11 protein-coding genes are annotated in these 19200 nt (G+C 55.5%); 4 read left to right on the forward strand and 7 right to left on the reverse strand.

All coding sequences use genetic code 11. The annotated features are described in order from the left end of the window. Window positions 1-102: 102 nt before the first annotated feature. From F0320_RS14820 to F0320_RS14840, 5 genes are all read right to left on the reverse strand, one after another. A complete protein-coding gene (locus F0320_RS14820) occupies window positions 103-1746 on the reverse strand; it encodes a multidrug ABC transporter permease/ATP-binding protein (protein ID WP_047652739.1) in 1644 nt (547 codons plus the stop codon). 69 nt (window positions 1747-1815) lie between these two features. Continuing rightward, a complete protein-coding gene (alkB, locus tag F0320_RS14825; protein WP_126329762.1) occupies window positions 1816-2472 on the reverse strand; it encodes a DNA oxidative demethylase AlkB in 657 nt (218 codons plus the stop codon). Next, the gene (gene ada, locus F0320_RS14830; protein WP_126329764.1) at window positions 2472-3530 is read right to left on the reverse strand and encodes a bifunctional DNA-binding transcriptional regulator/O6-methylguanine-DNA methyltransferase Ada; all 1059 of its coding nucleotides are present in this window, start codon (window positions 3528-3530) and stop codon (window positions 2472-2474) included. Before ada ends, alkB begins: the two co-directional genes overlap by 1 nt. Before the next feature lie 72 nt (window positions 3531-3602). Then, window positions 3603-4658 carry an FAD:protein FMN transferase ApbE gene (gene apbE / locus F0320_RS14835; RefSeq protein WP_126329766.1) on the reverse strand — a complete coding sequence of 352 codons (1056 nt, stop codon included), beginning with the start codon at window positions 4656-4658 and terminating at the stop codon, window positions 3603-3605. 114 nt (window positions 4659-4772) lie between these two features. After that, entirely contained in the window at window positions 4773-5885 is a 1113-nt protein-coding gene (locus F0320_RS14840) for a porin OmpC (RefSeq protein ID WP_047652546.1), read from the reverse strand. 743 nt (window positions 5886-6628) lie between these two features. Here F0320_RS14840 and rcsD point away from each other — a divergent pair. Beyond that, window positions 6629-9301 (forward strand): phosphotransferase RcsD, encoded by a 2673-nt coding sequence (rcsD, locus tag F0320_RS14845; RefSeq protein ID WP_058841535.1) that lies wholly within the window; start codon window positions 6629-6631, stop codon window positions 9299-9301. Window positions 9302-9317: 16 nt separating this feature from the next. Beyond that, complete coding sequence (rcsB, locus tag F0320_RS14850; RefSeq protein WP_006176468.1) at window positions 9318-9968, forward strand: response regulator transcription factor RcsB; 651 nt, start codon at window positions 9318-9320, stop codon at window positions 9966-9968. 90 nt (window positions 9969-10058) lie between these two features. Here rcsB and rcsC read toward each other — a convergent pair whose 3' ends face one another. After that, window positions 10059-12905, reverse strand: coding sequence for a two-component system sensor histidine kinase RcsC (gene rcsC, locus F0320_RS14855; RefSeq protein ID WP_047652548.1), 2847 nt, complete (start codon window positions 12903-12905; stop codon window positions 10059-10061). A 135-nt stretch (window positions 12906-13040) separates the two neighbouring features. Then, on the reverse strand, window positions 13041-15677 hold the full coding sequence (gene gyrA / locus F0320_RS14860) for a DNA topoisomerase (ATP-hydrolyzing) subunit A (protein ID WP_039263204.1): 2637 nt from the start codon (window positions 15675-15677) through the stop codon (window positions 13041-13043). Window positions 15678-15823: 146 nt separating this feature from the next. On the opposite strand from gyrA, the gene ubiG reads away from it, so the two are divergent. Beyond that, window positions 15824-16552, forward strand: a complete 729-nt coding sequence (gene ubiG, locus F0320_RS14865; RefSeq protein WP_126329768.1) for a bifunctional 2-polyprenyl-6-hydroxyphenol methylase/3-demethylubiquinol 3-O-methyltransferase UbiG — start codon at window positions 15824-15826, stop codon at window positions 16550-16552. A 347-nt stretch (window positions 16553-16899) separates the two neighbouring features. Next, a complete protein-coding gene (nrdA, locus tag F0320_RS14870) occupies window positions 16900-19185 on the forward strand; it encodes a class 1a ribonucleoside-diphosphate reductase subunit alpha (protein WP_045402753.1) in 2286 nt (761 codons plus the stop codon). Window positions 19186-19200 lie beyond the last annotated feature (15 nt).

Consider the following 19200-nt stretch of genomic DNA (forward strand, 5'->3'; position numbering starts at 1 on the left):
ATATGTAAATAAGAATAAACAACGGGGCGGGATGGAGAAAAAAGCGTCATTACGGCCACGATCTATCCCCTCTCCCTGTGGGAGAGGGTCAGGGTGAGGGCATCAGGCCGTGCGCGCTACCGCGTCACGCGAGGCCGCATCGCGCTCTTCACCGGTCAGCTCGCTCAGCTTGCCGTCGCGCATCTCCAGCAGGCGGTCAGCATGAATGAAGTAGTGATCGTCGTGGCTGATGGCGAAAATGGTTTTGCCCATCTCCTGCATCAGCGGCAGCAGCACCTGATAAAACTCGCGGCGGAAATGCGGATCCTGATCCGCAGCCCACTCGTCCAGCAGGATGATGTCACGCTCTTCCGCCAGCGCCAGCAGCAGCGCCACGCGCTTTTTCTGCCCTTTGGAAAGCTTCAGATTGAGGATCTTCCCGTCCTGTAACTCCAGCTTGTGCGACATCTGCAGCTGCGCCAGCCATTTTTCCACCAGCGCAGGATTGGCCTGTTGCCCTTCCGGCCCCAGCAGCCGATCGAACAGCCAGACGTCGGTGAACACCGCCGAGAAAAGCTTGCGGTAATCCTCGGGTTTCTCCGCGCTCAGCGCCGTGCCATCCAGCAAAATCTCGCCCGACTGCGGCTGATAGAGCCCGGTCAGCAACATCGCCAGCGTAGATTTACCGCTGCCGTTGCCGCCGATGAGGAACAGCAGTTCACCGCGGCGGATCGTCAGGTTGACCGGCCCCACGGAGAAGGCGCTGTCCTGATAGCGGAACGTGACGTTACGCAGCTCCAGCGTCTGCCAGTTCGGGAAGGCCTGCGGGCGCGGGAATTCAGCTTTAAACGGCGCGAGATCGAATTTTTTGAGCTTATTAAATGCCACCTGCGCACTCAGCAGGGTGGGCAGCGCACCGACCGCCGAGAGCAGCGGCGTACGCAAAAACAGCAGCGTCAGCGAGTAGGTTGCCGCTACGTTGGTGTCCGCCCAGCCCAGGCTGTTCGCCATCCAGAATACCAGGCCAATCGCCCCCAGCATCATAATGTTTGACCAGTTAACCGCGCTCAGGTGGAAGGTATCGGCGCGAATGATGTGATGACGGTATTCGCGCGCGTCCGGGATATAGAGATGATTAAAGATATGCTCGGCGCGCTCGCGATTCAGGGTGAGCTCTTTGCGCCCTTCCAGCACCGTCTGGTAATCGTTATAAAGCTTATCTTCGGTCTCGCGCAGCACCGCCATGTGTTTATAGACGCGCGACACCAGCATAAAGCCGCCCCAGATGGTGATCGCAATCCACAGGGCGGTCACCGCCAGCATTTTGCTGGAGAGCCAGGCGAGATAGGCCGCCGAGCCAAAGGTCAGAATGATCCCCTGCACAAGTTCCGGCAGACGCACGAAAGCGATGGTAATGGCGCGCACGTCGCTGGTCAGCCCCGCCAGCAGGGATGCACTGCCGAGCTGCTCAACGCGCTCAACCTGGGTATCGAGGATCCGCTTGATAAACTCACTGCGCAAACGGAAAACGAAATGGTGTCCGAGCGCGGTCAGCGCAAGCTGGGAACCGAGCGTCACCGCCATCAAAAGGAGCAGCAGGCCGAGAAACTCCGGCAGAACGGAGAGCGAAGTGTCGGTCATTTCAATCAACCGCACGTTAATAAACGCGATCAGGCCAATACCCAGCGCGGCGCTGGCAAGGCTTAACGCCATTACTGCGATGAAGGGCCAGCGATACTGACGCCAGACGAGGAGAAGTAGTTGCATGCAGGCAATCCGGACAATAAAAATCAGCCAGCAGTGTAAACTGCCCTGCGTGTACATCAAGAATAATTCTTATTTTAGTTTACTGTGCCCCGCCTGACGGAAGGTCAGGTTGAAACGGTACTCGCCCGTGAGCGGGTGAACCCCGGGCTTCAGCGGCTGAATGCCGTGATAGTAAAGCCGCGACTCCCTGCCCCACACCACCACATCGCCATGTTCCAGCATGATGCGCTTGAGCGGGTCGTTGCGACGTAATCCCCCAAACTGGAAGACGGCGGGCAGACCTAACGATACCGAGACGATAGGCGCGCGCAGATCGGGTTCATCCTTGTCCTGATGCAGCGAGAGCTTCGCACCGACGGCGTAGCGGTTGATCAGGCAGGCATCCGGCCGGAAATCAGGATACTTCGCTGCCACGGCGGCCTCGTGACATAGAGCCTGAAAGACCGCGGGCATCGGTGGCCACGGCTGGCCGGTCGCGGGATCGTTCGGGGCATACAGATAGCCCCGCTCGTTCGTCGCCCAGCCCAGCTCCCCGCAGTTGGCCATGGCCACCGACATGGTGTAGCCGCCCGGCGTCACCATATGGCGAAACGGCGAAACCGCCGTCACCTCGTCAATACCGGCCAGCAGCGCCGCCGCACGGGAGAGCGCAAAGCGGCGCAGGATCACCGCCCCCGGCGCAAGCGGCTCCTGCCAGGGTTCAGCATCCGCAAAAAGATCGAGCATTATCCCTCCTGGCGTTTCGCCTCACGTTTCAGTAATAGCGCTTTTCGCGCCGTCCCCCAACGGTAACCCGACAGCGCGCCGTCGTTACGAACCACGCGATGACAGGGGATCACAATCGCCAGCGTGTTTGCCGCACAGGCTCCGGCAACGGCGCGTACCGCACTGGGCTGGCCAATCGCCTGCGCCACCTGCCGGTAACTTGCCGTTTCGCCGCAGGGAATGTTGCGAAGAGCCTGCCAGACGCGCTGCTGGAACGCGGTTCCGCGAATATCCAGCGGCAGCGCAAGCGGTACGTCGCGGTTATCAATACTGACAATCACCTGCTGGACCCGACGCGCGAAACCCTCTTCCAGCGGCGCAAGCTCTGCTTTTGGAAATTGCGCGGCAAGCTCTTCGGCTAATTTTTCATCGCTGTCACCCAACAGGATCGCGCAGATCCCCCGCTCGCTTTCTGCCACCAGACAGCGTCCTAACGAAGAGTCGCTAATGGCATATCGCACGGCCACATCCCCTTTGCGGTACTGCTTCGCCGTCATGCCCAACGCGTCGTTGGCTTTACGATAATAGCTGCTGCTGTCGGGAAACCCCGCCGCCAACACGGCGTCGGTAATTTTGTCTCCCTGCGCAAGCGCGTTGCGCAGGCGCTGGCCTCGCGCCGCCTGCTGCCAGGCTTTTGGCGTCATGCCGGTCACGGACTTAAACAGACGGTGAAAATGGAAAGGACTCATGGCGACCTGCTGCGCCAGCCTCTCCAGGGTTAACGCAGGATCCTGCTCCAGAAGCCGGCAGGCGTGTTCCACTTTTGCCAGCTTCTGCGCCTGCGGATCGCGTTTGTCCGGCATGCAGCGCTTGCACGGGCGAAATCCTGCCTGAACGGCGTGGTGGGCATCGGGATAAAAGCGGACGTTTTTACGCAGCGCGTGGCGGGCGCGGCATGACGGGCGGCAGAAAATCCCCGTGGTCTGCACGGCGAAGACAAACCGCTCGTCAGCGCGCGGATCGCGGGCCAGCACGGCCTGCCAGCGATCCTCATCGGTAGTAAAGGTCGGGTTTCTCATTATCGGCTCCTCATGTAAGCATACATAGAGCGTGCCTGAGCGCCAGTGATAAAAAACCCGCAACCTTGCTTTTTAATTTTTGTCGCTGACCAGGAAACTGTTGAACTGCGGCGAGCTCCAGGTTTTAAACCCGTCGCCCTCTTTAACGATCATATAAACCGCCAGCCCTTCCTGACGGACCACCTCTTTGGCTTTTTCCGGGCCAAGAACCATTAATCCGGTATCCCAGGCATCCGCTTCCAGCGCGGTGGGGGCGATGACCGTCACCGAGACCAGGTTATGCGTGATAGGACGCCCGGTCTGCGGATCAATCACGTGCGAAATACGCTTCCCGTCAAGCTCGTAATAGTTACGGTAGCTTCCGGAAGTACTGATGCCATGTCCGTTGATATCCACTATCGCCTGCACGGCATTTTGCCGATCGGTCGGCTTTTGAATCGCTACGCGCCACGGCTTATCGCTGGCGTTCATGCCCCGGCTGACCAACGCGCCGCCCACCGAGACCAGATAACGTGAAATGCCTTCCTGCGCCATCAGTGCAGCAAGATGATCCGCCGCATAGCCTTCCCCTACCGTCGACAGATCGACAAACAGATCGGGGATATCTTTTTGCAGGTACTGTTGCCCGTACTGATTGATCACCGTCAGATGCTGCAGCCCCGTCCGGGCGCGGGCGTCATCAATGGCAGCCTGTTCGGGCGTCTTCACCGGCTGTTTATTCGGGCCAAATCCCCAGAGGTTCACCAGAGGGCCGACGGTCACATCCATCGCCCCGTTGGTTTTGTAACCCACGCGTATGGATTCGGTCACGATATCGGCCATCGCCTCGCTCACCGGCCACAGGGAGGTGCTGGTGGAGAGGTTAAAGCGCATCAGCGCCGAGTCATTTTTATAGGTTGAGAGCAGCTGATCGTCGGCGTCCAGCTGTGCCTGGATTTTGCCGCGAAGCTCATCTGTACGTGTTTTATCGAGGTTCATCACGCTGACGCGCCAGAAGGTGCCCATCGTTTTGCCTTCGAGCACCGTCGCGGCGGGTGCGTCGGTTTTCGCCACGGGTGTGAGATCGTTACACGCGGTCAGGAAAAAAAGCATAGCCAGAAAGCTGGCGCGTAAAAAAGTCATGTCCATTCATTATTATCCTCATGCCAGGGCGGCAAGAGTACACCAAAACGGGTGAGTTGTGAGAATCCGGGAGGCACAAAAAAGGGGCCATCAGGCCCCTTACGTCACACGGTGAAGCGATTAGAACTGGTAAACCAGGCCCAGCGCGACGATATCGTCAGTACCGATACCCGCCTGACGGGTGAATTCATTTTCATCAACCAGGTTGATTTTGTAATCCACGTAGGTGGACATGTTTTTGTTGAAGTAGTAAGTCGCACCCACATCAACATATTTCAGCAGATCCTGATCGCCGTAACCTTCGATGTCTTTCCCTTTAGACTGCAGGTAAGCCACGGATGGACGCAGGCCGAAGTCGAACTGGTACTGAGCAACCACTTCGAAGTTCTGCGCTTTGTTAGCGAAGCCGTAAGCGGTAGTCGGGCTGCTGCCGTTAGAGGTACCGAAACGGGTTGCGTTGTAGGTCTGAGAGTACTGCGCTGCCAGATAGATGTTGTTGGCATCGTATTTCAGGCCACCAGAGTAGACTTCTGCGTTGTCGCCATGACCGTAAACGCTTGCGCCGTTCTGATCGGCGGTACGTTTGGAGGAGGACATCGCACCACCTACGCTGAAACCTTCACCCAGGTTATAGGTCACGGATGCACCGTAGCCGTCGCCGTTCTGTTTCAGCAGGCTACGGCCACCGACGTTTTCACCGCTTACGCTGCCGTTTTTACCCTGATACTGCAGGGCAAAGTTCAGACCATCCACCAGACCGAAGAAGTCCTGGTTACGGTAGGTCGCCACGCCGTTAGCACGGGACTGCAGGAAGTTGTCTGCGCCGTAGGTATCGCCGCCAAATTCTGGCAGAACGTCGGTCCAGGAGGTTACGTCGTAGATTACGCCGTAGTTACGACCGTAATCGAAAGAACCCGCGTCAGCGAATTTCAGACCCGCGAACGCCACACGCGTCCAGGCATCGTTTTCGCTTTCTGAGGTGTTGCCCTGGATCTGGTATTCCCACTGGCCGTAACCGGTCAGCTGATCGTTAACCTGAGTTTCGCCTTTGAAGCCAAGACGCATGTAGGTCTGGTCGCCGTCGGCACCCTTGTCGTCAGAGAAATAGTGCAGACCATCGACTTTGCCGTACAGATCTAATTTGTTGCCATCTTTGTTATAAATTTCGGCCGCATTTGCTGCGCCTGCCACCAGGAGTGCTGGTACCAGGAGGGACAGTACTTTAACTTTCATTTTATTAACCCTCTGTTATATGCCTTATAATTGCCACTGCTTACTGGTTAACCCTCATTAACCAGTCGGCAATTTCATTCTCCTCAAAATTACAGAATAATCCAATGCGAATATGATACGAAAACTTTGAAGATGTTTCATTTATCTATCAACATGTTTCAAAATGTAAATATCAAGGAACTTTTACAAAGCACAAATAGCTTAGAAAATTAGCACTTATAATCAAACAGAAAAATCACCCTATAAATATCAGAAAGTTACAATAAAATTCGTTACAGCACTGAATGACAAAACAAGATCGCAGCTAATCTCTAAAATAATACTCGCTATCATCATTAACTTTATTTATTACCGTCATTCAGTTTTGAATGTCTGTTTATCCCTAATTGAACCGGATGCTCCGCATTCGGTTTTTTTTTACCTTTCTTTACGTAACTTCTCTTTTTTTGTGCTACCGCACCGTAATTGTAACGACTATTAACTAAATTCTCGTCGGATATCCTTCGAAGTGCATAAATTGGGGCAAAACTTAATTTCTTGTTAATTCGTGCTATTTATTGACGGCGTGGGTTGATTATTTGTACGCGCATGGCGAGTTTGTACATGTTTTCTGCACTCCCCGCCGCCGATATTGTCCGGAGAAAAAGTCGCCTCTTCCCGGACAGTCGCGCTGGAAATTCAATTATTACCCTTTATACTGCCCTATCGCCACAGAGCACGACCATAACGGGTTAAAGATATCAATGAGTCAGACTGAAACTACCGCCCCGAGCAAATTCTCCCTTCTCCCCGGGAGCATCACTCGTTTCTTTCTTCTTTTGATCGTTGTGCTGTTAGTCACCATGGGGGTGATGGTACAAAGCGCGGTTAACGCCTGGCTGAAGGATAAGAGCTATCAGGTCGTTGATATCACCCATGCCGTGCACAAGCGCATAGACACCTGGCGCTACGCCACCTGGCAGATTTACGACAATATCGCGGCTGCCCCGACCTCATCGTCCGGAGATGGACTTCAGGAGACGCGGCTGAAGCAGGACGTCTACTACCTCGAAAAACCGCAGCGTAAGACCGAAGCTCTTATCTTTGGCTCTCACGACAGCGCGACGCTTGAGATGACGCAGCGTATTTCTACCTATCTGGATACCCTCTGGGGTGCCGAAACGGTACCGTGGTCGATGTATTATCTGAACGGTCAGGATAACAGCATGATCCTGATCTCAACGCTGCCGTTAAAAGATCTCTCGTCCGGCTTTAAAGAGACAACCGTGGGCAGCATCGTCGATTCCCGCCGGGCAGAGATGCTGCAGCAGGCGAACGCCCTTGATGAACGTGAGAGTTTCTCTTCCCTGCGTCGTCTGGCCTGGCAAAACGGCCATTATTTTACCCTGCGTACCACGTTCAACCAGCCAGGACATCTGGCGACGGTAGTGGCCTTCGATTTACCGATTAATGATTTAATCCCGCCGGATATGCCGCTCGACAGCTTCCGCCTGGAGCCAGACAGCAGCACCCAGAACATGCGTGCGGCGTCTGACAAAGAGGCCGCAGAGAGCGTATCGATCTCCTTTAACGGCTCGAAAATCGAAATTGCCTCATCGCTGAATTCGACCGGTATGCGCCTGGTGTGGCAGGTGCCCTTTGGCACGCTGTTGCTCGACACCCTGCAAAATATCCTGCTGCCTCTGCTGCTGAATATCGGTCTGCTGGCGCTGGCGCTGTTTGGCTATAGCACCTTCCGTTTCCAGACGGGGCGTCAGAGCGACGCCTCTGCGGTTCCGGCCGGCACCAGCAATGAGCTGCGCGTATTACGCGCGCTGAATGAAGAGATTGTTTCCGTGCTACCGCTTGGGGTCTTGGTTCACGACCAGGAGGCGAATCGTACGGTAATGAGCAACAAAATTGCCGACCATCTGCTGCCGCATCTTAACCTGCAGAACATCACCACCATGGCGGATCAGCACCAGGGGGTGATTCAGGCCACCATCAACAATGAACTGTACGAGATCCGTCAGTTCCGCAGCCAGGTGGCTCCCCGCACGCAAATCTTCATTATTCGCGATCAGGATCGCGAAGTGCTGGTCAATAAGAAGCTCAAGCAGGCGCAAAGGCTGTACGAGAAAAACCAGCAGGGGCGCGCCGCATTTATGCAGAACATTGGCGATGCCTTCAAGCAGCCGTTAAAAACGCTGGCGACCCAGGCGGCCGCGCTAAACACCTCTGAAAGCCACCAGCTTGCCTGCCAGGCCGATTCGCTGGTCAGAATGGTTGATGAGATCCAGCTGGCGAACATGCTGGAGAATGATTTCTGGAAGGGAACGCCTGCCCTCTTCTCCATTCAGGATCTGATCGATGAAGTGGTGCCGGAAGTGCTGCCCGTCATCAAACGCAAAGGGCTGCAGCTGCTGATCAATAACAATCTCCCTGCGAATGACGAACGCCACGGCGATCGCGAAGCGCTGCGCCGCATTCTGCTGATGATTATTCAGTACGCCGTAACCACCACGCAGATCGGCAAGATCACCCTTGAAGTCAGCACCGAGGAGTCGGCAGAAGACCGTCTGACGTTCCGCATTCTGGACACCGGGGAAGGCGTCACAACGAGCGAAATTGATAATCTGCACTTCCCGTTCCTGAATGACACGCAGAGCGATCGCTACGGCAAGGCCAATGCTCTGACCTTCTGGCTGTGCGATCAGCTGGCGCGTAAGCTCGGCGGCCACCTGAATATCAAAGCCCGTGAATCACTCGGCACCCGCTATTCTCTGCACGTGAAAATGGCGGCCAATCCGCAGGAAGAAGATGAGGAACGTCTGCTGGATGATGTGGTGGTGATGGTCGATGTGACCTCGAACGAGATCCGCAATATTGTCGTTCGTCAGTTAGAAAACTGGGGAGCGGCCTGCATCACGCCGGATGAAAGACTTGCAAGTCAAGAATTTGATCTGTTTTTAACTGATAATCCGTCTAATCTTACTGCCTCCGGCTTGCTTTTAAGCGATGATGAGTCAGGCGTGCGGAAAATCGGCCCTGGCCAGCTGCGCGTCAACTTTAATATAAGCAATGCGATGCAGGAAGCTGTACTACAACTAATAGAAGAGCAGCTGGCGCAGGAAGAGATAACGGAGTCACCGTTAGGCGGCAATGAAAATGCCGAGCTTCACGCCAGCGGATACTATTCACTCTTTGTTGATACAGTACCAGATGATGTTAAGCGGTTGTATACTGAGTCCGCTGCGAACGATTTTGCAGCGCTGGCACAGACAGCACACCGGCTTAAAGGGGTGTTTGCCATGCTTAATCTGGTTCCCGGCAAGCAGTTATGTGAAACGCTGGAACATCTAATTCGTGAGAAAGATGCCTCTGGCATTGAAAAATACATCAGCGACATTGACGCCTACGTCAAAAGCTTGCTGTAGCAAGGTAGCCTTATACATGAACAATATGAACGTAATTATTGCCGATGACCATCCGATTGTACTGTTCGGTATTCGCAAATCACTTGAACAGATCGAGTGGGTGAATGTAGTCGGTGAATTTGAAGACTCTACAGCACTGATCAATAACCTCCCAAAGCTTGATGCGCACGTGCTCATTACCGATCTCTCTATGCCTGGGGACAAGTACGGTGATGGGATCACGCTCATCAAATACATTAAACGTCACTTCCCGGATATTTCGATCATTGTTCTGACCATGAACAACAACCCGGCGATCCTGAGCGCGGTGTTGGATCTGGACATTGAAGGGATTGTGCTGAAACAGGGCGCCCCGACCGATCTGCCAAAAGCGCTCGCTGCGCTGCAGAAAGGCAAGAAGTTCACGCCTGAGAGCGTCTCTCGTCTGCTGGAAAAAATCAGCGCGGGTGGCTACGGTGACAAACGCCTGTCCCCGAAAGAGAGTGAAGTTCTGCGCCTGTTTGCAGAAGGTTTCCTGGTAACCGAGATTGCCAAGAAGCTGAACCGCAGCATTAAAACCATCAGCAGCCAGAAGAAATCAGCGATGATGAAGCTGGGCGTGGACAATGATATTGCCCTGCTGAACTATCTCTCCTCCGTTACGCTGAGCGCATCGGACAAGGATTGATCCCGGACGGGTGTGCGGCCTGAGGCCCTCACCCCGTCCCTCTCCCACGGTGAGAGGGTTGAAAAGCGAAAAGGCCCTTGTGGGCCTTTTTTATATTCTGGTTTTTCTCACGCGATCCGCGTAAATCGACAACGTCTGCTTCAGCACGTCCAGCGTCACCGGTTTCGACAGACAGCTGTCCATGCCTGACTCCAGACAACGCTGTTTCTCTTCCGCCAGCGCGTTCGCCGTTACGCCCACTACCGGCAGCGTCAGGCCAAGCTGACGGATGCGCTGCGTCAGACGGTAGCCGTCCATGTTTGGCATGTTGACGTCGCTAAGCACGATATCAATATGATTTTTACTCAGCACATTCAGCGCATCCACGCCGTCATTGGCGGTTTTGCACTGGTAGCCCAGCGATCCAAGCTGGTCTGCCAGCAGGCGACGGTTAATCGGATGGTCATCCACCACCAGAATCATCATATCGTCATTCACCGACGCCAGAGACTCCGGTGACGGCAATCCGCCCGCGCCGTCGCGCTCTTCCAGCTCCACTTTGTAGATGCGCGCCAGCAGGCTCAACAGCTCGTGCGGCGTTGCGACGCTGTGTACCCATTCACCAGGCGCGCGCTCGACAGGAATGCCGATGTGGCGACGGCAGAAGAGCACCGACCCTCTCCCCTGCCACGGCTGCTCCGGCATCTCGTCGGCGATCAGCACATCGTCCACGTCCGGCGTTTGGCCTTCATAGCGGCACACCCTCACGCCGCTGTGGGCAAGCAGCGCCGTCAGGTAATCATTCAGCGAGGCGTTATGCACCGCCAGCCAGCAGCGCTTGTCGCTCAGCCCGTCCACCGTCGCTTTTGCCGGATACTGCGCCGAATAGAGCGGAATACGGATGGTGAACTGGCTGCCCATGCCGGGCTCGGTATCCACGGAAATATCACCGTCCATCATGCTGACGAGCTTCTCACAAATCGCCAGCCCCAGTCCGGTGCCCTGGAAGTTACGCTGCACGCCGGTCCCGACCTGGAAGAACGGATCGAACAGGCGGACCACTTCCTTCGCCGGGATGCCGACACCCGTGTCGCGCACGCGAATGCTCAGGTAATCCCCCGCCCGGCAGACGTGCAACACGATACAGCCGGTATCGGTGAATTTAATGGCGTTGCTGAGCAGGTTAGAAATGACCTGCTGCAGGCGCATCGGATCGCCGTGCAGCGTCAGCGGCACGTCCGGTTCAATAAAGCAGTAGAGCCCCAGCTGTTTACGCACCACCAGCGGCAGATAGTTGGCGCTGATGTGGTTCATCACCTCGCGAGGCGAGAACTCCCGCGGTTCGATTTTCAGCTGCTCAGACTCGATTTTAGAGAAGTCGAGAATATCGCTGATGATCTTCAGCAACAGGCTGGAAGAGTTGTTCATCGCCGTCACCAGCCTGTCGACCCCTTTCGGCAACTCTTTGGTCTGCAGCAGGTCGAGGTTACCGATAATCCCGTACAGCGGCGTACGCAGCTCGTGGCTGACGGTGGCAAGGAACATGGATTTCGACTGGCTGGCCTGCTCCGCGGCCTGCGCCATCTCCTGCAACGACTCTTCCATCTTCACACGCGCGGAGACATCCACCAGCACGCAAATCGCCACGTTTTCATTGCGATAGCGGGAATGCACAAAGCTGATCTGCAGGTTGGTGTGCGTGCTGGTGAGCACGTCGACAAAGTTAACCTGCTGACCGCAGATAATTTGCGTCAGCCTCTGTCGGTCTTCGTGCGTCAGCATGTTCAGGTAGTTATGCGCCAGCTCGTTACTCAGGATGTTGGTTCCGTCCTGGGTACGCAGAATGCAGATCCCCACCGGCGCCGAGGCAACAATCTTCCGGTTAAACTGCTCGTGTTCCTCCAGCCGCTGGGCGTCGCTTTCGGCCGGAATAAAGATTTTCCGCTCATACATGCGCGCCAGGGTAAACAGCGCCCCGCCCGCGATCAGGTTCAGCAGAATCGCATTCATGATGAGAATGCGTATCCGCTCAAGCACCATATCCACCGGCAGCGAATAGACAATACTCAGCGACGAAGGCGGCAGACTCTTCTTCAGCACCAGCTCGCGGAAGCCCGAGGTATAGCCAAACCACGACCGCTCCTGCATCCAGTGCGGTTCGACGTTTAACCGGTTATCCGGCCCGGCGAGTGAGATCAGCTGATGACCGTTCTCATCCAGAATGGTCACCCCCATAGGCAGACTGCCCGGGGTGAAGAAGTTTTCCATGCGAATGGTCTGCTCAATCCCCAGCAGCGCCTGCAGGCGATTGCCCAGATATACCGGCGTCAGGGCGTAGAAATAACCCACGCCCGGACGCGGGCCCTGGCTCACCCAGAAAATGTTATTTCCGCGCTCGTCCTGCGGCGCATTGCGGTATTTCACAATTCGTTCATGCAGGCTTTTCAGCGCATCGTCACGCTCAACGGGCACGTCGCGCAGGCCAAAATCAGCCATGCAGAGATTTTCACTGCCAATCAGGAAGACGCGGTTCAGGTCATAGGCGGCGGAGAAATTGTCGCGCCAGTAGCGCATAAACCAGGCAAGGGATTCCAGCGACCCGCGCCAGGTATTGCTCATGGTGGAGCAATCGGAGTCCGGGAACAGCGGCTGGAAGTCCGGGACTTCGGTTTTGTCGTTGCGCCCGCGAAGCGCAAGGATGCCGTTTTCCGCCGTCAGACGATTTTCGGCAATATACTTCAGCTCCTTCATCACGTCAGACGTTCGCTGAATATAGCGCTGGGCCTGGTCGGAGCTTAAGTTAAACTCCTGGCGAATCTCCGCTTCTTTCTGGTGTAGCGCGTTAACGATGTAAAACACCGAGAACAAGGCCACCAGCAGCCAAAGCAAGAGCGCCAGCGCCCGAAACAGGTAGCGAGAAACTTTCAGCGTAGTACGAAAGGAGACGAGGTATTTCAAGGGGGCGAGGCTCCGCCGTCGGGGTCAAAAGAATGTGGTTAAGGTAGCGGTAAACGCGCCAGGTCGCAACGTTGACTTATCTGCTTGTGCAAAAGAAAAGGGCCGGAATCCGGCCCTTTTTTGCATCAGGAGACATTACTCGTCAGCGTCATCCGCTACGTCATCGTCGGTGTCGGCTTCCGGCGCGATATCATCATCGCCTTCCGCAACGCTACCGTCGATGGAATCGAGCTCTTCGTCATCCACCGGCTCAGCAACGCGCTGCAGACCCACCACGTTTTCATCTTCCGCTGTACGGATGAGGATCACGCCCTGGGTGTTACGCCCCACCACGCTGATCTCAGAGACGCGGGTACGCACCAGCGTACCGGCATCGGTGATCATCATGATCTGGTCGGCATCGTCTACCTGCACCGCGCCCACAACGGAACCGTTGCGCTCGGTCACTTTGATAGAGATAACGCCCTGCGTGCCGCGAGACTTGGTTGGGTATTCCCCTTCCGCCGTACGTTTACCGTAACCATTCTGCGTCACGGTCAGGATTGCCCCTTCACCGCGCGGAATAATCAGAGAAACAACGCTGTCTTCGCCAGCCAGTTTGATACCACGAACGCCCGTCGCGGTACGGCCCATTGCACGAACGGCGTTCTCTTTAAAGCGCACCACTTTACCGGCCGCAGAGAACAGCATGACTTCATCAGAACCCGAGGTCAGATCCACACCGATCAGCTCGTCGCCTTCGTTCAGGTTCACGGCGATAATACCGGCAGAACGCGGACGGCTGAATTCGGTCAGCGCGGTTTTCTTCACGGTACCGCTGGCGGTCGCCATAAAGACGTTCACGCCCTCTTCGTACTCGCGTACCGGCAGGATGGCGGTGATACGTTCGTTCGCTTCCAGCGGCAGCAGGTTAACGATTGGACGGCCACGCGCGCCGCGGCTTGCTTCCGGCAGCTGATAGACTTTCATCCAGTACAGACGACCGCGGCTGGAGAAGCAGAGGATCGTGTCATGGGTGTTCGCCACCAGCAGGCGGTCAATAAAGTCTTCTTCTTTAATACGTGCCGCAGATTTGCCTTTACCGCCACGACGCTGTGCTTCGTAGTCGGTCAGCGGCTGATACTTCACATAGCCCTGGTGAGACAGGGTGACCACCACGTCTTCGCGGTTGATCAGATCTTCAATGTTAATATCAGAACTGTTCGCGGTGATTTCGGTGCGGCGCGCATCGCCGAACTGGTCGCGGACCAGCTCCAGCTCTTCACGGATCACTTCCATCAGACGCTCTGCGCTGCCCAGGATATGCAGCAGTTCAGCAATCTGTTCCAGCAGCTCTTTGTATTCGTCGAGCAGTTTTTCGTGCTCAAGGCCGGTCAGTTTCTGCAGACGCAGATCCAGAATCGCCTGGGCCTGCTGTTCAGTCAGGTAGTACTGGCCGTCGCGCACGCCGAACTCAGGTTCCAGCCACTCAGGACGCGCTGCGTCATCCCCCGCACGTTCCAGCATCGCGGCGACGTTACCCAGATCCCACGGACGGGAAATCAGGGCGGCTTTCGCTTCCGCCGGGGTTGGCGCACGACGGATCAGTTCGATGATCGGGTCGATGTTGGCCAGCGCAACCGCCAGCGCTTCAAGGATGTGCGCACGGTCGCGCGCTTTGCGCAGTTCGAAGATGGTACGGCGGGTCACCACTTCACGGCGGTGACGCACGAACGCGCTCAGGATCTCTTTCAGGTTCATGATCTTCGGCTGACCATGGTGCAGCGCAACCATGTTGATACCGAAGGAGACCTGAAGCTGAGTCTGGGAGTACAGGTTGTTCAGCACAACCTCACCCACCGCGTCGCGTTTGATCTCAATCACGATGCGCATACCGTCTTTGTCAGACTCGTCACGCAGCGCGCTGATGCCCTCAACACGTTTTTCTTTTACCAGCTCGGCGATTTTTTCAATCAGACGCGCTTTGTTCACCTGATACGGGATCTCGTGAACAATGATGGTTTCACGGCCGGTTTTAGCGTCCGCTTCCACTTCGGCGCGGGCACGGATGTAAATCTTGCCGCGGCCGGTGCGGTACGCTTCTTCAATACCGCGACGACCGTTGATGATCGCCGCCGTTGGGAAGTCCGGGCCCGGGATGTGTTCCATCAGCCCTTCAATGCTGATGTCTTCATCGTCGATATAGGCCAGGCAGCCGTTGATCACTTCGGTGATATTGTGCGGCGGAATGTTGGTTGCCATACCGACCGCGATACCGGACGAACCGTTAACCAGCAGGTTCGGGATCTTGGTTGGCATCACATCTGGGATGCGCTCGGTGCCGTCGTAGTTATCGACGAAATCAACGGTCTCTTTTTCCAGGTCGGCCATCAGCTCATGAGCGATTTTCGACATACGGATTTCCGTATAACGCATCGCCGCAGCGGAGTCGCCGTCGACTGAACCAAAGTTACCCTGACCATCTACCAGCATGTAGCGCAAGGAGAATGGCTGCGCCATACGAACGATGGTGTCATAAACGGCGGTATCACCATGCGGGTGATATTTACCGATGACGTCACCGACGACGCGGGCAGATTTTTTATAGGCTTTATTCCAGTCATTGCCCAATACGTTCATGGCGTATAGTACGCGACGGTGTACCGGCTTAAGGCCATCGCGGACGTCCGGCAGCGCACGGCCAACAATGACCGACATCGCATAGTCCAGATAGGAGCTCTTCAGCTCTTCCTCGATGTTAACCGGTGTAATTTCTCTCGCAAGGTCGCTCATCTAACCGCTATCCCTCTACTGTATCCCGGATTCAAAGGTCGCAAATTATAACACAGCCGAGGTGATGGAGGTAAACCTATACGCTTTATTCACGGGGATTGCCTGATATACTCCTTTGTCTTGCTAAATAAGGAGTAAAAGCGCCCATGAATGCCGAAAAATCCCCGGTGGCTCACAACGTTGACCACGAAGAGATTGCCAAATTTGAAGCGGTGGCGTCCCGCTGGTGGGATCTCGAAGGTGAGTTCAAACCGCTGCATCGCATCAACCCGCTGCGTCTGGGCTATATCGCGGAGCGTTCCGGCGGTCTGTTCGGTAAGAAAGTGCTCGACGTCGGCTGCGGCGGCGGCATCCTGGCTGAGAGCATGGCGCGCGAAGGGGCGAATGTTACTGGCCTGGATATGGGCTTTGAACCTCTTCAGGTGGCCCGCCTTCACGCGCTGGAGTCCGGCATACAGGTGGAATACGTGCAGGAAACCGTGGAAGAGCACGCGGCAAAACACGCCCATCAGTACGATGTGGTGACCTGCATGGAGATGCTGGAGCACGTTCCCGATCCGCAGTCGGTGGTGCACGCCTGTGCAAAACTGGTGAAACCGGGCGGCCAGGTCTTCTTCTCAACCATCAACCGTAACGGTAAAGCCTGGCTGATGGCCGTCGTCGGCGCGGAGTATGTGCTGCACATGGTGCCGAAAGGGACGCACGACGTGAAGAAATTCATCAAGCCTGCGGAGCTGTTAGGCTGGGTTGACCAGACGTGGCTCAAAGAGCAGCACATCACCGGCCTGCACTACAATCCGCTGACCAATAAATTCAAACTCGCACCGGGCGTTGATGTTAACTATATGTTGCATACAACTGCCAAAAACGACTAACGTCATTCGTTATTCTTATAAAGATTGCGCGACATCATGTTGCGCAATTCTGACCTCCCGTTGAAGAAATCAGCACTCGATCAAATTTTGAATTTTTTTTCTTAATTATTGACATGTCTTCCAGGCCTTACGGTACGAGGACTTAGCCTTTTTTACCCTTTCACAACCTCAAATTAACGCCAAAATCAACCCTTGTGCTGAAAAGATTCGATACTAGAATACTCACCATATAGCGTTTTTCTTATCGCAAACCCCCTACATGTAGTATTTATCCACAGAGTTAGTCACAAGGCGGATCTGTGGATAAACGGGGGATATTTTTTATTTCACGGACAGGTAAAACCCACATGAATCAGAGTCTGCTGGTGACAAAGCGCGACGGTACTACCGAGCGTATCAATCTGGACAAAATCCATCGAGTTCTCGACTGGGCAGCAGAAGGACTGAACAACGTATCTATCTCCCAGGTCGAACTGCGTTCCCACATTCAGTTCTACGACGGCATCAAAACGTCTGATATCCACGAAACAATCATTAAAGCAGCGGCAGACCTCATCTCCCGCGAAGCACCGGATTATCAGTACCTCGCTGCACGTCTGGCGATTTTCCACCTGCGTAAAAAAGCCTACGGCCAGTTTGAGCCGCCGAAGCTTTACGATCACGTGGTGAAAATGGTTGAGCTGGGTAAATACGACACGCATCTGCTGGAAGACTATACGGAAGAAGAGTTCGAGCAGATGAACGGGTTTATCGATCACTGGCGCGACATGAACTTCTCCTACGCGGCGGTGAAGCAGCTCGAAGGCAAATACCTGGTTCAGAACCGTGTAACCGGTGAGATCTACGAAAGCGCCCAGTTCCTCTATATTCTGGTGGCCGCCTGCCTGTTCTCTAACTACCCGCGTGACACCCGTCTGGAATACGTGAAGCGTTTCTACGATGCGGTATCCACGTTCAAGATTTCTCTGCCGACGCCAATCATGTCTGGCGTGCGTACCCCAACCCGTCAGTTCAGCTCCTGCGTACTGATCGAGTGTGGTGACAGCCTGGATTCCATCAACGCCACCTCCAGCGCCATCGTGAAATACGTTTCCCAGCGTGCCGGTATCGGCATCAACGCCGGTCGCATCCGTGCGCTGGGCAGCCCGATTCGCGGCGGTGAAGCGTTCCACACCGGCTGTATCCCGTTCTATAAACACTTCCAGACGGCAGTAAAATCCTGCTCTCAGGGCGGCGTGCGCGGCGGTGCTGCGACCCTGTTCTACCCGATGTGGCATCTGGAAGTGGAAAGCCTGCTGGTTCTGAAAAACAACCGCGGCGTGGAAGGCAACCGCGTGCGTCACATGGACTACGGCGTGCAGATCAACAAGCTGATGTACACCCGTTTGCTGAAGGGCGAAGACATCACCCTGTTCAGCCCGTCCGACGTTCCGGGCCTGTATGACGCGTTCTTTGCCGATCAGGACGAGTTCGAGCGTCTGTACACCAAATACGAAAAAGACGACAGCATCCGCAAGCAGCGCGTGAAGGCGGTAGACCTGTTCTCCCTGATGATGCAGGAACGTGCCTCTACCGGTCGTATTTACATCCAGAACGTGGACCACTGCAACACCCACAGCCCGTTTGATCCGGTGGTTGCGCCAGTGCGCCAGTCTAACCTGTGCCTGGAGATCGCCCTGCCAACCAAACCGCTGGAAGACGTGAACGACGAAAACGGCGAAATCGCGCTGTGTACGCTGTCCGCGTTCAACCTGGGCGCAATTAAGAGCCTGGATGAGCTGGAAGAGCTGGCCGTGCTCGCGGTTCGCGCGCTCGACGCTCTGCTGGACTACCAGGATTACCCAATCCCGGCCGCTAAACGCGGTGCGATGGGCCGCCGTACCCTGGGTATCGGCGTGATCAACTTCGCCTACTGGCTGGCGAAAAACGGCAAGCGTTACTCCGACGGCAGCGCTAATAACCTGACGCACCAGACGTTCGAAGCGATTCAGTACTACCTGATGAAGGCCTCTAACGAGCTGGCGAAAGAGCAAGGCGCGTGCCCGTGGTTCAACGAAACCACCTACGCGAAAGGCATTCTGCCGATCGACACCTACAAGAAAGACCTGGATGCGATCGTCAGCGAACCGCTGCACCTCGACTGGGAAGGTCTGCGCGAGTCCATTAAGACCCATGGCCTGCGCAACTCTACGCTCTCTGCCCTGATGCCGTCCGAGACCTCTTCGCAGATCTCTAACGCCACCAACGGTATTGAACCACCGCGCGGCCACGTCAGCATCAAAGCGTCGAAAGACGGCGTCCTGCGTCAGGTGGTACCGGATTACGAAACGCTGGGTAATAACTACGAGCTGCTGTGGGAAATGCCAAACAACGACGGCTACCTGCAGCTGGTGGGTATCATGCAGAAGTTTATCGACCAGTCGATCTCTGCCAATACCAACTATGACCCGACGCGCTTCCCGTCCGGCAAGGTACCGATGCAGCAGCTGTTGAAAGACCTGCTCACCGCCTACAAATTTGGCGTGAAAACGCTGTACTATCACAACACCCGTGATGGTGCGGAAGACGCGCAGGACGACCTGGTACCGTCAATTCAGGACGATGGCTGCGAAAGCGGCGCATGTAAGATCTAATGAAGGGCGGGGATA

Origin of the sequence: Enterobacter dykesii (genome assembly GCF_008364625.2) — a bacterium.
GTDB classification, from domain to species: Bacteria; Pseudomonadota; Gammaproteobacteria; order Enterobacterales; family Enterobacteriaceae; genus Enterobacter; species Enterobacter dykesii.

Excerpts from the sequence above, each read along its gene's own strand:
- gyrA (WP_039263204.1), bottom strand. The coding sequence starts at position 15,677 with ATGAGCGACCTTGCGAGAGAAATTACACCGGTTAACATCGAGGAAGAG.
- rcsB (WP_006176468.1), top strand. The coding sequence starts at position 9,318 with ATGAACAATATGAACGTAATTATTGCCGATGACCATCCGATTGTACTG.
- F0320_RS14840 (WP_047652546.1), bottom strand. The coding sequence starts at position 5,885 with ATGAAAGTTAAAGTACTGTCCCTCCTGGTACCAGCACTCCTGGTGGCA.
- apbE (WP_126329766.1), bottom strand. The coding sequence starts at position 4,658 with ATGGACATGACTTTTTTACGCGCCAGCTTTCTGGCTATGCTTTTTTTC.
- F0320_RS14820 (WP_047652739.1), bottom strand. The coding sequence starts at position 1,746 with ATGCAACTACTTCTCCTCGTCTGGCGTCAGTATCGCTGGCCCTTCATC.
- ada (WP_126329764.1), bottom strand. The coding sequence starts at position 3,530 with ATGAGAAACCCGACCTTTACTACCGATGAGGATCGCTGGCAGGCCGTG.
- rcsD (WP_058841535.1), top strand. The coding sequence starts at position 6,629 with ATGAGTCAGACTGAAACTACCGCCCCGAGCAAATTCTCCCTTCTCCCC.
- ubiG (WP_126329768.1), top strand. The coding sequence starts at position 15,824 with ATGAATGCCGAAAAATCCCCGGTGGCTCACAACGTTGACCACGAAGAG.
- alkB (WP_126329762.1), bottom strand. The coding sequence starts at position 2,472 with ATGCTCGATCTTTTTGCGGATGCTGAACCCTGGCAGGAGCCGCTTGCG.
- nrdA (WP_045402753.1), top strand. The coding sequence starts at position 16,900 with ATGAATCAGAGTCTGCTGGTGACAAAGCGCGACGGTACTACCGAGCGT.